The organism is Rhizobium sp. BK313, from assembly GCF_014193655.1.
GTDB lineage: Bacteria > Pseudomonadota > Alphaproteobacteria > Rhizobiales > Rhizobiaceae > Rhizobium.
Genome location: NZ_JACHZQ010000001.1, coordinates 908,183 through 922,622, shown reverse-complemented (window position 1 = coordinate 922,622; position 14,440 = coordinate 908,183). Strand labels below are relative to the sequence as shown.

The 14,440-nt window shown below is 57.6% G+C and carries 13 protein-coding genes and 5 pseudogenes; 9 read left to right on the top strand and 9 right to left on the bottom strand.

Annotated elements, in window-relative coordinates; all coding sequences use genetic code 11:
• Nucleotides 1–319: 319 nt before the first annotated feature.
• The 3 genes from FHT86_RS04410 to FHT86_RS04400 all read left to right on the top strand — a co-directional run bounded on the left by FHT86_RS04410 (nucleotide 320) and on the right by FHT86_RS04400 (nucleotide 1,770).
• Nucleotides 320–637 carry a helix-turn-helix domain-containing protein gene (locus FHT86_RS04410; protein WP_133705701.1) on the top strand — a complete coding sequence of 106 codons (318 nt, stop codon included), beginning with the start codon at nucleotides 320–322 and terminating at the stop codon, nucleotides 635–637.
• A gap of 565 nt (nucleotides 638–1,202) precedes the next feature.
• A complete protein-coding gene (locus tag FHT86_RS04405) occupies nucleotides 1,203–1,412 on the top strand; it encodes a hypothetical protein (protein ID WP_133705700.1) in 210 nt (69 codons plus the stop codon).
• 124 nt (nucleotides 1,413–1,536) lie between these two features.
• On the top strand, nucleotides 1,537–1,770 hold the full coding sequence (locus tag FHT86_RS04400) for a hypothetical protein (RefSeq protein ID WP_133705699.1): 234 nt from the start codon (nucleotides 1,537–1,539) through the stop codon (nucleotides 1,768–1,770).
• Nucleotides 1,771–1,805: 35 nt separating this feature from the next.
• Here the strand turns inward: FHT86_RS04400 and FHT86_RS04395 are convergent, their stop codons facing one another.
• The gene (locus tag FHT86_RS04395) at nucleotides 1,806–2,714 is read right to left on the bottom strand and encodes a DMT family transporter (protein WP_133705698.1); all 909 of its coding nucleotides are present in this window, start codon (nucleotides 2,712–2,714) and stop codon (nucleotides 1,806–1,808) included.
• Nucleotides 2,715–2,786: 72 nt separating this feature from the next.
• Between FHT86_RS04395 and FHT86_RS04390 the strand changes: the two genes are divergently transcribed.
• A complete protein-coding gene (locus FHT86_RS04390; protein WP_133705697.1) occupies nucleotides 2,787–3,713 on the top strand; it encodes a LysR family transcriptional regulator in 927 nt (308 codons plus the stop codon).
• A gap of 651 nt (nucleotides 3,714–4,364) precedes the next feature.
• Here the strand turns inward: FHT86_RS04390 and FHT86_RS37770 are convergent.
• Nucleotides 4,365–4,548 (bottom strand): annotated as a pseudogene (locus FHT86_RS37770) (hypothetical protein).
• 184 nt (nucleotides 4,549–4,732) lie between these two features.
• On the opposite strand from FHT86_RS37770, the pseudogene FHT86_RS04385 reads away from it, so the two are divergent.
• Both FHT86_RS04385 and FHT86_RS04375 read left to right on the top strand, forming a co-directional pair.
• Nucleotides 4,733–4,979 (top strand): annotated as a pseudogene (locus FHT86_RS04385) (cold-shock protein).
• A 431-nt stretch (nucleotides 4,980–5,410) separates the two neighbouring features.
• Complete coding sequence (locus tag FHT86_RS04375; protein WP_133705696.1) at nucleotides 5,411–6,352, top strand: YsnF/AvaK domain-containing protein; 942 nt, start codon at nucleotides 5,411–5,413, stop codon at nucleotides 6,350–6,352.
• 157 nt (nucleotides 6,353–6,509) lie between these two features.
• Here FHT86_RS04375 and FHT86_RS04370 read toward each other — a convergent pair whose 3' ends face one another.
• The 3 genes from FHT86_RS04370 to FHT86_RS04360 form a co-directional block, all read right to left on the bottom strand.
• On the bottom strand, nucleotides 6,510–6,758 hold the full coding sequence (locus FHT86_RS04370; protein ID WP_133705695.1) for a DUF982 domain-containing protein: 249 nt from the start codon (nucleotides 6,756–6,758) through the stop codon (nucleotides 6,510–6,512).
• Nucleotides 6,759–7,527: 769 nt separating this feature from the next.
• On the bottom strand, nucleotides 7,528–7,815 hold the full coding sequence (locus FHT86_RS04365; RefSeq protein WP_133705694.1) for a hypothetical protein: 288 nt from the start codon (nucleotides 7,813–7,815) through the stop codon (nucleotides 7,528–7,530).
• Nucleotides 7,816–7,860: 45 nt separating this feature from the next.
• Entirely contained in the window at nucleotides 7,861–8,019 is a 159-nt protein-coding gene (locus FHT86_RS04360) for a hypothetical protein (RefSeq protein WP_246779379.1), read from the bottom strand.
• Between the two features lie 303 nt (nucleotides 8,020–8,322).
• Between FHT86_RS04360 and FHT86_RS37765 the strand changes: the two are divergent.
• Nucleotides 8,323–8,671: pseudogene (locus FHT86_RS37765) on the top strand (transposase); the annotation flags it as partial.
• A gap of 39 nt (nucleotides 8,672–8,710) precedes the next feature.
• Here the strand turns inward: FHT86_RS37765 and istA are convergent.
• The 3 genes and pseudogenes from istA to FHT86_RS04340 form a co-directional block, all read right to left on the bottom strand.
• A pseudogene (gene istA / locus FHT86_RS37760) lies at nucleotides 8,711–10,237 on the bottom strand (IS21 family transposase).
• Nucleotides 10,197–11,137, bottom strand: a pseudogene (gene ligD / locus FHT86_RS04345) (non-homologous end-joining DNA ligase); the annotation flags it as partial. The pseudogenes istA and ligD, both read right to left, overlap by 41 nt.
• A gap of 471 nt (nucleotides 11,138–11,608) precedes the next feature.
• Nucleotides 11,609–11,836, bottom strand: a complete 228-nt coding sequence (locus tag FHT86_RS04340) for a DUF6894 family protein (RefSeq protein ID WP_133705692.1) — start codon at nucleotides 11,834–11,836, stop codon at nucleotides 11,609–11,611.
• Nucleotides 11,837–12,197: 361 nt separating this feature from the next.
• On the opposite strand from FHT86_RS04340, the gene FHT86_RS04335 reads away from it, so the two are divergent.
• Complete coding sequence (locus tag FHT86_RS04335; protein WP_133705691.1) at nucleotides 12,198–12,659, top strand: Hsp20 family protein; 462 nt, start codon at nucleotides 12,198–12,200, stop codon at nucleotides 12,657–12,659.
• A 65-nt stretch (nucleotides 12,660–12,724) separates the two neighbouring features.
• Entirely contained in the window at nucleotides 12,725–13,231 is a 507-nt protein-coding gene (locus FHT86_RS04330; protein ID WP_133705690.1) for an Hsp20/alpha crystallin family protein, read from the top strand.
• Between the two features lie 766 nt (nucleotides 13,232–13,997).
• On the opposite strand, the gene FHT86_RS04325 is transcribed toward FHT86_RS04330, so the two are convergent.
• Nucleotides 13,998–14,309 carry a DUF6894 family protein gene (locus FHT86_RS04325; protein WP_246779485.1) on the bottom strand — a complete coding sequence of 104 codons (312 nt, stop codon included), beginning with the start codon at nucleotides 14,307–14,309 and terminating at the stop codon, nucleotides 13,998–14,000.
• Between the last annotated feature and the right edge of the window lie 131 nt (nucleotides 14,310–14,440).

Here is a 14,440-nt window from a genome sequence, read left to right as displayed (position 1 = left end):
TCAAAGGGCCTTTCCTTGCGCTGCGCGCAAAATGCCGGCTATGTGGTCCTAACACCGACAGTGTTCGGCTGGGGATAGCCATGGAGCGGTGCGGCGTCCACATGACTAGCCGGCGCTGCTCTTTCTTCGCGGGAATTGGCGGGGATGAGAGATCGCCGCCACGGCGATGGTTGGGCGTTTAGGCGTCCAATATCGCGCCTCACCAACATCCTCCCGGTTGGCATGGCCGATTTGCTTTTGTCGTAGTGTGTTTGTACACTGTACCGATCGCTCGACCGCTTCTGGTTCAATGTCAACATGCGTTTGTAAGGGTACACAAATGAAGCCAATTCAATTGAAAATGGCGCGAGCCGCGGCCGGTTTGGGTGTGAGGGAACTAGCCGAAAAGGCCGGAGTTACCGCAAACACGGTCACTCGCATTGAGAACGGCGCGGATGCCAAACAGTCGACGCTCGACGCCTTGCGAGCGGTATTGGAGAAGGATGTGATCTTCTTAGAAGACGGCGCAACCACCCCTGGCGGACCAGGCGTGCGCGTACGCCTGGCTTCCCGATCAACGATCGACACGAACGAGGGTCAAGTCATTCAATATCCGGAATTCCTCGAAGGCGACGGCGGCCCGGGAAGTGGCGGCTAAAGCATATTCCCAATAAAGCGACCACAGATGGATCCATGACGCCACTCAGGCCGCCGAACACGTCACCGAGGCCATGCGCCTTCAATTCGGCTGTGCGCGAGGCGTTCGGCGCTGGCTTAAACGGGGAGATTGACTTCGTATAGATGCGGTCGACGAGATTACCGGAAGTTCCGATTAAGCTGATTAGCTTTACCGTGCGCCTGTCGGGTAGGCCGCCTTGACAAGTTTGTGAGTTTTCAAGTGCTTAAAACGTTTGTATTGGCCCATTTAATCCAAAATTATTTCAAGCTGGTTTGAGGCCTTAGAAGGGGCCAGAATGACGCACGGCCGCTAGATAGCATTGACGCAGCCGCGGAAGCACCAGAGCGGCTACGTCTTGCCATTTGATCAAGATCGCTAAAGCCATCGAGCCACTGCATCCCACTAACCCTTCTCGCGCCTGCATAAATCCCGCATCGTTCCAGGATTGGGAGCGGCTATCACTGCTGACACCCGGTACGGAATTGTGATTTCTGGCTTAGGGGATGGTCGGTTACTATCTGTGGTTAGCCAGAAGGAGAAGACCATGAAGATGCTTCTAGTAGTGGCGGCGGCCCTTGGCCTATCCGCTCCAATGGCGTTTGCCGAATGCGCCTATCACGCCAAGAACAATGCGGCCGTCGACGAAAAAATGACCACAGCGAGCGTTACGACGGACAATCAGACGACATCTGATGAGCTTGTATTGCTCAAGAAGACTGACCGGGTGTCAGAGGAAGAAAAGCCCGCGAAATAGTGGTTGGCGCTATCGAAGTACGCTGCCGCAGGTCCGTCCACGCGGACGCCAAATGGCGCGATTGATTTGCTCTCAGGAACGATCGCGCTTCGACGGCGTTTGCCGTAGAGACGGAGCGCGAAATATGAAAAAGACGAAGAAGAAAATCGTTGAAGCCACGGTGAAGGTGGACGGCAAGCGTGTGCCGGTCGGTCTCATGAATACGAAACAAGCGCTGGATATGCCGGCAGAACAGGGCATGAAATTCAGCCATCCGGACAAGAAGCCGGGGGAGACTGGTGTTCTTTTGAGCCGGGAAGAGCTTCATAAGGTCGTTAAGAAAAGGGCCAGCGTCGACACATCGAAGCGGTCCACGTAGATAGCTGGATCCTCGTCTCACCTCTACCCGCAGCGTCAACTCCGCCGCAATGCATTGACGATCACAACGCCGCAAATAGCGGCGATGCCACCGATCGCACCGATTATTGAGGGTTTTTCTCCCAACCAGATGAAGCCGATCAGCGTTGCCGTTGGCGGCACGCCGTAAAGGAAGTTGGTTGCCCGCGCAGCGGAAAGCCGCTTTAGAGCGACGGCCCAGGTCACATAACCGATTGCTGTCGGGAAGATCACCAGATAGGCGATACTCCAGTTCACGATCGCCGGCGCAGCCAGTAGGGCCTTGAGGGTCGCGGGAACTGCGGGAAGAAGAGGAAGTGAACCAATCAGCAGAACCCACACGGTCACTGTCAATGCTGGCAAGCGGCCGAGAACAGGCTTTTGGAGAACGCTGGCGACGGCCGAGCAGGCAGCAGCGCCGAGGATCAGAATGGCATTGAGATCTAGGTTGAACCCGTCTTCCCCGCCGGCGGCAATCAGTGCCACACCACAAAAAGAAACTGCCGTGCCGACCCATCCCCAAAAGCCGAAGCGCTCTCCCAGGGCAAAGGTGGCGATCAACGCGGTGAAGACCGGCATCGTGTTGATGATGAAACTCGCCGGCCCCGCCGGCACAGTTTGCTCGCCGGTATTGAGTAGAACGGCATAAGCGGCAATGAAGAGCACAGCGGCGATGGATATCCGCGTGAGATCTCTCCTACTCGGTGCAGTCCACCGGACCGCCAGATAGCCAAGAGCGATAAGACCGGCCGTCACGTAGCGCGCGGTGGCGAGTTCGACCGGCGTCAGAGGACCGAGACAGACGCGAATGACGACAAATGAAGAGGCCCAAAGGACAATCGTGACGACGATGGCCAGAATGGCCGTCAAGTCAAATCTATTCTTCGCTTCTGATTCGCCCGTCATCACAGTCATCGTCGCCTCCATCCGTTAATCCAGCTGAATTACGCTTTCGAAGCACGGCTTGAAAAGCACCGCAATCAATGATCTGATGTGATTATGGTTCATAGCTCGCAAACCCTTCCACCGCTCGATACGCTTGAAACCTTTTCCCGAGCCGCACGCCTTGGCTCATTCTCCGCGGCCGCTGAACAGGGCGGCGTCACGCATGGTGCGGTTTCCCGGCAAATATCACGATTGGAGCGCTGGTTAGGCGTTCGGCTTTTCGCGCGCCAGGCTCGCGGTGTCAGCCTTACTCCGGAGGGCATGCGCTTCTTTGCCCGGACGCAAGAGGCGCTTGCTCTCCTTAGCGATACCGACGAGCGTTGGGTGCCCCGGCGAAACAAGACAACGGTTCGTCTTTCCCTGACGCCTTCTGTCGCCTCCTTATGGCTCTTCTCGCGTTTGCCAAAGCTTGAACGCGACGACATTCACCTCGATCTTGTGCTCGAGCATCGGCTGGCGGATTTTAGCGAAGGAACTGACCTTGCCATTCGTTGCGGAAAGGGGCCGTGGGCCGGTGTACGCGCCATGGCTCTGTGGCACGAGAAATCGTTTCCGATTGCGGCCCCTTCCTTGATGGAGCGGCTCGGGCAGGACCGCGACGCGCAATCGCTGCTCAAGATGCCGATCCTGCACGATTCCAATATTGAGGGTTGGCGCCGCTGGCTCGCGGTCGATGATGTCGAGTATCTGCCTCGCGGCCAGGATCGTCGGTTCGAGGACTATAATCTTGTCATTGATGCCTGTGTTCAGGGTGTAGGCATTGCGTTGGCGCGGCCGCCGCTTTCAGATGCAGCGCTGGCTTGCGGTAGCCTGGTTCCGATTTCCGACCGGTCGTTGGACTACCACGTTTCATTCCACCTTATCCGACCTGACGGTGCCTTGAGCGGACCGACAGTGGAACTCACCCGGCGTCTCTTACGCGAGGCGGGGCATGCCGAGGCAGCGATCACCGCCTTTACCGCGCCGGCCAGGGCGAGGTAGGTTGCTGGTGATGGAATACCAATGTCAAATTTCCGAGTCTTGTCGCGGCATGCTCGCGACCTCGCCCGATCGACATAGCGCAGAGTTTCATTGATCTCTACTTCGACACAAAGCCGACCGTCATTTCCCAGCGACCGCTGCCTGCGTCCTTAAGCCCTTTGATCGCCGAGGTTCTCAATCCAGAAGGCGCGACGCCGCGCTCCGCGGACTAGGGGTGGGCCAGCTTGCAAGTTTGGGAGACTGGTGCCAGCCGTTTGCTCTATAACATTTCTATCCGAACCGGCGACATCCCTCGCCCGCGTCGTCGGTACGCTCCGTATTCGGAAATGATGAGCTATTCTGCGCTTCCAGGATATGACAAGGCCCGCTTGGCGTCGCGCGCGACCACGCTGCCCGCCGCTGTTGGACAGCGCCGGCACATGACGTAGAGGAACCGCAGCGCCTCTGGTGTATCAGGGCTTCGAACCAATGAGGTCCTCCGAGCCGGACCGCCTACTGGACGAGTTGGGTTTCAAATTCCTCTGGCGATCTATGGTCAAGGGGCAAGGGCAGCCGCTTTGCATCTCAGTCTTGTAGTACTCGGCAATCTCTCGACCAAACATCAGCAAAGGTTTGGTAGCCCACGAGACAGGGTGGAGCATGGCCGCCACGTCAAAGCGCGCCGCCCGTCACCGGATTGACGATCGGGCGCTCGCTTTCATATCCTTGGCTCCCGGCCTTTGCACGGTAGGAGGAGCAAGCGATTCCTTGTCGCCCGGCTCGGGCTTTTCCGGTATCGTCCTTACGTCTTTCGGGCGACGTTGCTCGGGGTGGCATTTGTGTCGTTGGTTCCCATGGTCGTACTCCTTTCAAGCACAACACCGACGGGAACCGTTCGTAACGCTTCGGGCTTTCGTGGTCGTTGAGCTATTGGGCGATGCCGCACTCCTCGACCATAATCGTTCCCTTGGGCAGGGGTTTTGTCGGGCGCGCTTTCGCGCCCTAATTCTCGATCTGCAGGAAGCATGCGAGGACTTCAGGTGGCAACGGGTACTGGTAAGAGGTTCAACTCTGAAAAGGGTTATGGGTTCATTCAACCGGACGATGGTTCGCCGGATGTTTTCGTGCATATTTCTGCAGCCGAGCGGTCGGGCCTGCAAGGCCCTCAAGGACCGGCAGAAGCTCAGTTACGAGCCGACGAAGAAGACCTTCGGGCTCTCTAGCGCGCGACAGTCCGGCAGATGGGGAGCGCAGGCGAAGGTTGGCATCGCTCCCATCTGGACGTAGGCGTCCGTAAGCCCCTTTGCCGACACCGAACGTGTCACCCACACTGCGCGCTCCATCGCAGCTGTTCGACCGAAATAGCGTTCAAGTCTGGTGGGCACCGAGACCGAGCCACACCAGTCAAACAGCGTCTCTGCGTCAGTACATTTCTGGCCACCTACATCCGGCGTGTTTCCATCTCGGACCGCAGGAAATCGGAGATCGCACGCGCAAGGTCGCTGCGGTTTTTCTCGGCGACATGATATCGGCTTTCCATACCGAACCCAGTCACCTCGTCCGCCCAACTTTTCCAGATCGCGACGGGGTCGCCTTACCGCTTTCGACAGGACGGGTTGTCGCGTGTGCAAGTCATAACGAGCCGCTTCGATCCCGACCTGGATTTTTCGGGAACTATCGGGAATCGCCTTCGTTAGGCTCGCAGAAGGAGATATCAGATGGTTAGCACCTACAATGAGACCACCTCGTCGGTGGCGGCGAGCACCGCGAATAACACCCTGACGGCATTCTTCGACAGCCGTTCTGACGCCAAGAGCGCCGTCGAACGTCTGAAGGGGGCGGGCATTCCCGAGCGCGCCATCCGTTTTATGCCGGATTATGAGTCCGATAGCGATTTAGCGACAACAGCTAGCGACGACCGCTCTGGCTTCTGGGCGAGTCTGTCGGACTGGTTCTTCCCTGAAGAAGACCGCGCGACCTACGCCGAAGGTCTTCGCCGCGGCGGGTTCCTGGTCTGCGTACAGGTCGACGATGCAAGCTACGAGACGGCGCACGATATCCTCGACGACCAAGGTTCGATCGATATCGACGAGCGTGCCGATACCTGGCGCAAGGAAGGTTGGGATGCCCAGCGGTCGAACGAAGCGTTCGCGAGCTACGAACGCAATGCCGGTGTGAGCTCTATCGAGCGCACGCAGCAGGCTGCCGCCTCGCGTGAGGATGCGTTCGCTACGGATCGCGACGAAACGATTCCCGTGGTCGAGGAGAAACTCCGCGTCGGCAAACGCGACGTCAACAATGGTTCGGTACGTGTCCGCGCATATACGATCGAAACGCCCGTTCATGAGGACGTCAAACTTCGCGACGAAAACGCCGAGACCGAGCGTCGGACCTTGGACCGCCCCCTGACGGATGCTGACCGCTCCTTCCAGGATCGTACAATCTTGGCCGAGGAGCATCACGAAGAGGCCGTTGTTCCGAAGGACGCCAGTGTCATCGAGGAAATGGCCCCCCGCAAGACTGCCAGTGACCGCACAGAGACCGTGAACGACACCGTCCGAAAGACGGAGGTGGAAGGCGACGATAAGCCGACCGGCGGTCAGTCGCAGTCGCAGAATCGGTTCGGCCAGAGCCAGGATCAGGGCTTCCGACGCGACTAGACGGAATAGCTCGCCTTGATGCGCAAGCCCGGCCACATCGCCGGGCTTTTGGATGCCGCTTTTCAAAGCTCATCAGTCACGCCCGACGGTACTCAATGCTCCGTTCAACAAAATCTCGTGGGGCTATCTTGTGATACCCGCTCGCAGGAATATTTGCTTACTCGCCGACAACGGTGACATCAGCCTCACGAGCGGCCATAAAGAATGCTTCTCGTGCCTTCTCCACGGACTTGCCGCCGTCCAGCGCTTCTTGACACGCTACCAAAGCGTTGACGAAGGATGGCCCGTCGGTCGCCGGCCAATAATGCAGCAAGATCATCTTGAGGTCATGGACGGTTGAGGCTTTTTTTAATCCACCGCCGGCTAAGACCTTCACTTGGATCGGCGTTATAGAAATGTGCGTCATCGGCTTGTCTCCCACTGACAACTAACACGGTCACCTTCCAAGTGTTCCGTCTGGAGGCCACGTCACAAAATTTGTGAAAGGATATTTTCGACCCAACTGAATGACGCTTTGAATTTGAGGGTTGTGTGCTATCGTATCGGGCGAGTGGTTTCCAATTTCGCCTCCTACCGAATGCAGAGTGGAGCTGACATGTCCGGTCCTATACTCCTGCTTGAGGATGAGCCACTCATTGCCATTGACGTCGAGGATCTGTTGCATCGAGCCGGATGGACCGATGTCGCGACATTTTCGAGCTGCAATGACGCAGATGAGTGGCTTAAGGCCAACACCCCGCCTTAGCCATCGTCGACCCGCAATTGCGGGATGGCTATTGTACGGACTTTGCGCGCACACTCAGCGATCGGTCGGTGCCATTTATCTTGTATTCGGGAAGTTCCTCTGCGGACCTTCATGCCTACTTCAAAGCCGGTATCTTGCTGCCAAAGCCCGCAGAGCCGGAAAAACTGCACACCGCTATTACCTCGTTGATTGACCTATCATCGTCCGTTGGGGGCAGTCATCATCCTTTGTCCACGCGACGCTGTTCCAGACCGAATGGCCGCCACCCGCAGAAATCCGAATGACCGGCAGACACTGCTCGCTGGTAGTGCAAAGCCGATACCCAGTCGACGTAACCTGTGCGATCGAGCGGGGCGGGCTAGGCTGATCGCAGCACGGTCCTTACCCGAAAAACCTATCCATTCCCGCTCAGGCTCCGATCAGACCAGGATCATGATTTCTTGGCACCGCCAATTCGATCCCGCTCAACAAATTTGCTGAAGCGGCTAGTCTTTCCGTCCTTCGTCTTGTCCTGGTAAAGGAACGCCAGCTTGTTCTGGTCGAAGATCTTGAAGAACTCATCCCAGCTGACTTCCTCCAACTCCTCGTCCTTCTCTCCGAAGTCGATGCGAAGCACGCCGCCCTTCCCTTTCGTGCGGATCACCGAAGGACGCCCGTCCCGCGCTTCCGCCCACTTCTGGATCGTCTTGTGGTCAGTCGTTGTGTCAGAAGTGCTCATCGTTTCCTCCTTGGTTGTTTCTGCCCGCCGCGGCGACGAACGTGCTCACAGCAGCGGCCGGCTTTTCTTCCAATTGCGATATGGCGCGAGTACTTGCCCGGAAAAGCGCCGTTCGATTTCATCCTCGATCATCGCGATACGCGAAAGAATCTCCTCCCGCTTGGCATCTTGCGAATCTCCGCTCGCCGTTTCCAGCGCGTCCATTGCGGCAAAGACCTCATCATCCGTCATAGCCTCAAGCCGTGAGGGGAGCTCCGCGACAGGTTCTTTGGAAGGGTCACTTGCTGGGATTGGTTTCTCCGAAGCCGACGATACAGGAACTCCAAACTGACATTCGAAGTTCCTTGAGACAGAGAGAACTGGGACGCGTGTCCGGAAAGACCTGATTGCAGCTGAGACGCACTGGGACACCGCCTTGGATCACGGAGCTTCTTGGTAGACCAGTTGGCCTTGCTTCATTCGCCGCGTTGCCAACACGCCGCTCCTCGTCCAGTTGACAACGCTGGTCTTGAGCTCCTCGTCGTGGAAACCGCTCGGCTTTATCTTGAGCAGATCGACGTGCTCTCCTGTCGTATTGCCACCTTGGAGAAGGCGCTCAGATCCGAAGCGAAACGTTTAGAGAATCCGGCCCGACTGACGTCCATGCCCGGAATGGGACCGATCACCGCAATGGCGATCGAGGAGTTCGCCCCGGCCATGACGACATTCCAAAAGGGGCGAGACTTTGCGGCCTGGCTCGGTCTTGTCCCCCAGGCAGCATTCGAGTGGAGGAAAGCAGGTTCTCGGCCGAACGTCGAAGATGGGCCAGCGTGACATCCGGCGGCTTCTGATCATCGGCGCGATGACGGTGATCCGATGGGCGTGAGTCAAGTTCCTTATCGCCCCACTTGCCGGATTATGACGCATGGCGAGCCTCCGTCTTTCTCAAGGTGTCGTACTGTTCGACATTTGCCTTGGGCTCGTTGGTGAGCGTCAGTGCCTGGGGTGCGTCGAGGGTCGGTGGCGTGAAGGATTTCCCATCCACGAGGCGATGCAGCAGGTTCAACACACGGGTCTTGGTCGGAACACCGGACTTCAGCGCCATATCGACCGCCGACAGCACAGCTTGTTCATCGTGCTGACGGACAAGAGCCACGATATCGACCATCTCGCGGTCGCCGCCCGGCTTCTTGAGCGGATATTGCAGCAGGTTCTTGAATGCGTCGGGTAGCTCGGCGAACGTTGCACCGTTGCGGAGGGCACCCGGCTTGCGTTGCACGACCGCCAGATAATGCCGTCGTAAATCGTCGGCCCTGGTCGGTCATGGGAACGATCGATGACGCGGCGGTGCTCGCAGACGATCTGGCCTTCTAGACAACGACACGATCCGGGTAGACTCGAAGGCTTACCGGTCGGTTGGCAAAGGATGCCGGACTCTATAGCGGTTGCGCTCCAGATGCACTATGCAGGTTGGGGTGACCCGTTTCGTATATTCGACAAACCCGTCGAACGGCCTGGAAACGGGCATGAGAGCCAGCGCTTCTTCGGCCCAGATGTCGGCAATAGTGCCGCGCATCTGACCATGTGGGGTCTTTGCCCAGAACTCCTTGCAGCGAAGCTCAAGCCAGTCGTTCAGGTCTTCCAGCGATGGAAAGCGTACGATCGGTTGAAAGAAACGATGACGGGCATCCTGAACATTCTTCTCGACTTGTCCCTTCTTCCAGCCGGACGCAGGATTGCAGAAACTCGGGTTCGATCACATAGTGGCTGGCCATTGCCAAAGAAGCGGACGTTAACGTCACGCTCCTTTCCTCGGCCAATCTTGTCGGTCGTCGTGCGCGTGTTGTCGTAGATGCCACGATGCCGCCGAAGACGCGGAACGCATGATTGTGCGCGTCGAACAGCATCTCGTGCGTCGGCGGCAGATAGGCCCGGACAACAAAGGCGCGGCTGTAGCTCGGCTTCGTGTGAGCAATCTGCAGCTTGGTGCGCTCATTGCCAATGACCGCCCAATCCTCCCACCAATCGAACTGGAAGGCTTCGCCGGGCTCAAACGCCAAAGGTACGTACGTCCCACGACCGGTCGTCTGGAGTTCTCTCTGCCGGTCCGCTTTCCATTCTCGAGCAAAGGCCGCAACGCGGCAGTAGGAGCCGTCATACCCCAGGGCTCACCAGACCAGAATGCAACTGCTTTATCGTCCTTCTGCTTGCGGCTCTTATTGGATTCCGTCTTCAGCCAGGCCGATAACCGATCCGCAAACGGGTCAAGCTTGCTCGGCCGCTCCGGGACGTTGAACTTCGGCTCCACGTCGCCCGCACGCAGATACCTGCGGATAGTATTCCGGGATCGGCCCGTCCGGCTGCATTCCTCCCGGATCGATAGATGCTCTCGAAAATGCCAGCGTAGCGTGCCGCAGTATTTGGTCCTCGGTCCAGGCGCGATATTCGATCTCGGCGATAAGTGTCGGTTGCACCCATATGGCGCCCTTGCGCTTGACGGGGACAGGTGGCTTCGACGTCTTCAGGGTATCGAGATCCTTGCGCAGCTTTATCGTTTCGCGCAGCTTAAACCCGGTCCCTACCCCGCCAACATAGACGAGGTTATTGCCCTTGCGCGCAGCCGGTATTAGCCGGCCTATACCACCCCGAGCAGCCGTCGACGGCTCATATCCGACGATGAAAAAGCTGTCGCTCTGGATGCATTTGATCTTCACCCAGTCGCCGCGCCGATCGGAATGATAGGGCGCGTCCAACTTCTTGCCGATGATGCCTTCAAGGCCGTGTTCGCATGCCGCTGCGAGAAGAACGTCGCCGTCGCCCTCAATCTCTTCCGACAGCCGTATAACGCCGGCATCCGCCTTGACCAATCCGGACAATATTTGGCGGCGCTCGGATAGCGCCATTTGGCGCAGATCGTGGCCGTCGAAATAAAGGAGGTCGAAAGCGTAGAAGATCGCTTCACTCCTACTCGGTTTCCAGCCGCGTCCGCCGAGCGCCAGTTGAAGGGCATCGAAATCCGATCGACCGACCTCGTCGAGCACGACCGCCTCGCCGTCGAGGATCGCGGTCCCACCAATCCCGCGCGCAGCTTCTGCGATAGCCGGAAAGCTGCGCGTCCAATCGTGGCCGCCCCGCGCCAGGATGCGAACGCCCTGCGGCTCGATATGGACAGCCAGGCGATAACCATCTCACTTGATCTCATAGACCCATTCCGGCCCCTTCGGCGGCTTGGCGACGGACAAAGCAAGGCACGGCTCGATACGGTCCCGCATTGGGTCGAAAGGAAGTCGTGGCTGGCCAGGATCGCGCGGCTTGCGCGGCCTGGTGGGTAGTGCTTTTCGATTTCGCGGAGAGGTGCCTGCGATTTCGGTGTCTTTAGCTTATTGAGCGCACCGAAAAGTCAAAGAGTCGAGTTCGCGCTGTCGACGTGCCTGCAATGAGTGGGAACTTTGTTTCCGCCGAAATGTTCAATAGGCAAGGAGATCAACCAGCCTTCCCGGTTCGGTTTCCCCGACCCGCCGCGAAACATCGTCTCTCAGCCCCTGCGGCGGGTCACTTGCGTCAGCAACAGATTTTCGGCAACTTGGTGACGCGCGAGGTGCCGGGGGCGTTCCGGAACTCGCGGCTGGGTCGGCAATGACCAAGTCTGACGACGCAGCAGGCCCGTCGCGTGGGGGTGCGACGGGCCGAACCGACCTTGCCGCGGTTTAGGGTGATCGCTTTATGCCAACATCTTCGCATAGGCAGCGGCATCAACTAACGCTTGGCAAACTACTCCGCGATTAAAGCATCTCAAAGCGAACGGCTTCACTGATCAGTCAAGGTCAGATTCAAATGGCAACACCAGCACGATGTCGCCCTTTTCGTCGGCGACCTCAAAGGATAACCCAACTATCGGCTCGCCGTGCGTCGCCATATGCATGACCAATTTGCGTACTGCCATGCGAAGATTTTTCACCGCCTCGATGCCAGGTAGTTCGAAACCCTCGTCGTCTTTTTCGCAGGCGCCAGTGTTACGGATGTGAAAGAAATATCTTGCCATTGTGCTGAAACAGGCTGACCCAGGTTTGTTCCCAAACCGAATAGCCTTGACGGCTTTGTCGATCTTACGAGACTTTAGCTAAGAGCCATATTCCGCCGCCTTCCGTTTCTGATGATCATCCAGACCGGCACATCGCGTGCCAATTTGCGTTGCAGTCCGCACTTGTCGAGGTCGCCGCGTGTGCGGTGGCGGCCGGATGGAGTGAGCGCGAAGTGGCGGCGGCCCATGGGTCCTCTTGACGAAAGGCATCGTGATCCCCAACTTATTTTTTGTCGACGCCCAGGTGGGGTCGGCACAAGTCAGGGAGCCCCAGCTTCTTGGCGCTCCCTTGTACCTATGTTGCTCTACGGAGGATGTAGCTATGAGAACAAATCTCGACTTTTCCCCCTTCTACCGGTCGAGCATTGGCTTCGACCGCATCTTCGACCTTCTTGAAAACGCCAACCTCAACGCTGAGAACTGGCCGCCCTATGATATCATCAGGCTTGGCGAAGATGCGTACCGCATCGCCGTCTTGGTGGCGGGTTTCGCTGAGGACGAACTGACGATCACGCATGAGGCAAACATGCTGGTGGTCAACGGCGCTAAATCGGAGAACGGGGAGGTGCAGTACCTCCATCAAGGCCTCGCTCTAAGGCCGTTTGCGCGCAGATTTGAACTCGCCGATCACGTCATCGTAGAGCGCGCGAAGCTCGAAGACGGACTACTCGTCATCGATCTCAAGAAGGAAATACCTGAGGAGATGAAGCCCCGTCGGATTCCCATCAAATCCGAGAGGACGAAGCCAGCTTCGAAGCAGATCGAAGGCAACAACGCAGCCTAACGCTGTGTTCGACCCTCGCCTGTTTGCACCATAGGAAAAGAAAAACGGAAGAAAGGATGACAGTCATGAGTGTACGTGACCTGATCCCATGGAGCCGCGGCAACAACAGCCAACCTAGCTACCGCGGTGATGACATGGATCCATTCCTAACGCTGCACCGCAATGTCAATCGTCTGTTCGATGAAGTCTTCCGCGGCTTCGGACCACCACCGTTGTTTGGTGGCACGGCGCCTTTCAATGACTCGTGGCCGCGCGTGGAGATCGAGGAGAATGACAACGAGATCCGTGTGATAGCCGAAGTTCCGGGCATCGAACCCGACGGCATTGAGGTGCTGGTGGAAGATGGTATGCTAACGCTTCGCGGCGAGAACAAATTGGAAACCGAGGACAAGGATCGTCGGTTCAGCGAGCGCTACCACGGACGCTTCGAGCGGCGGCTGGCTCTTGGCCGTCAAATCGATGAGGATAAGGTTGCCGCGACGTTCAAGAACGGTCTCCTCGCAGTGACGTTGCCGAAGACCGAAAAGGCGCGAGCCAATGTCAAGCGGATCACCATCGACAAAACCAAATAATATCGACCGCCAAGCAAGCCGGGGGCGGAAGGCCCGGAACAGAGTTTGCCGCTAACCATCCCAATCGGCAACATCGTGTCAGTTCGCTTTGCACGCCGCCTCAGGTCGCTGCTATGCCGTAGCGTCCGACTGGAACGAGCGGAAAGTTGGCGGCTGCTCTTGTCGACCTGGCCGATCACATGCTCGGGCTCATCACGACAGGCAAAGTCGAAGCCATCGTTGAGGCGATCCGAAAGCAATCCTGATCGTCGGGAACATATGAGCCAGGCCGCAGTTTGGCTCTAGCGACGGTCGGGTATCCCTTCGGGCGCCTCCCGTGTGGTGGGAGAGCCCGTCGCGCCATTCCCTGGGTGACGGGCTTTTAATTTGTCCGTCTTGCCCCCATATCTGCGCAAAGCGGGGCTTTTTTTGGTCTTTCTCTATCGGTCGATAGCGGGTGCAGCCGCGAAACTCTTGACGATGGAGAGATTGCCATCGTTGCCTTCGGAGCGTATTTTTTTGATCGGTCGGCATTTATTGGCCACGGCCGCTTGGGAGACCATTCGTGCTGCGGCCTCTGGGAGGAACGGCATGGTCGATTTTAATTATTTTCGCGCGTTTGACGACGTGGATGGCTTAGTGGATACCATCACCGTATGTTGCAAGAAAGCGGAAGGTCGATCCCTGTGCGAGGAAGATCAGATGTTGATCAGCCTCATCCTCAATAAGCGGCGCCTCGCTACACTTACAAACTATTCCAGCCTCTCAAAACGAACGGCCTCACTGATCAGTCAAGTACAAATCTAAACGGTAATGTCAGGACGACATTGCCGCTTTCGTCAGTGACCTCAAACCGCATGCCATCGATAGGGTCGCCGTCGAGCACCATCTCCGTAATCATTTCGCGGGCCGCCGTCATTGCTTCTCTTTTGGCCGCTTCAAAGTCTGGAAAATCGAAACCTCGATCGTCCGGGAGGAAGGTGTCGTTGGTGCGGCTATGGAAATAATACTTTGGCATGCCGCTGAAACTGATCAACCAGTGGTTTGTTCCGGCACCCAACTCTTGACAGCGGTCGCACTTGTCGACCTGGCCGACCATCATCCGCTCGAATGCGTGTCGCCTTGAAGGCGGCCGCGAATGGATCCTCGCTCACGTGGCCGGCGACAAGGCGATTGCCGGCATCGAGGGCATCGGTTTGATATTGATCCTTTTTTTCGCGTAAAGGTTGT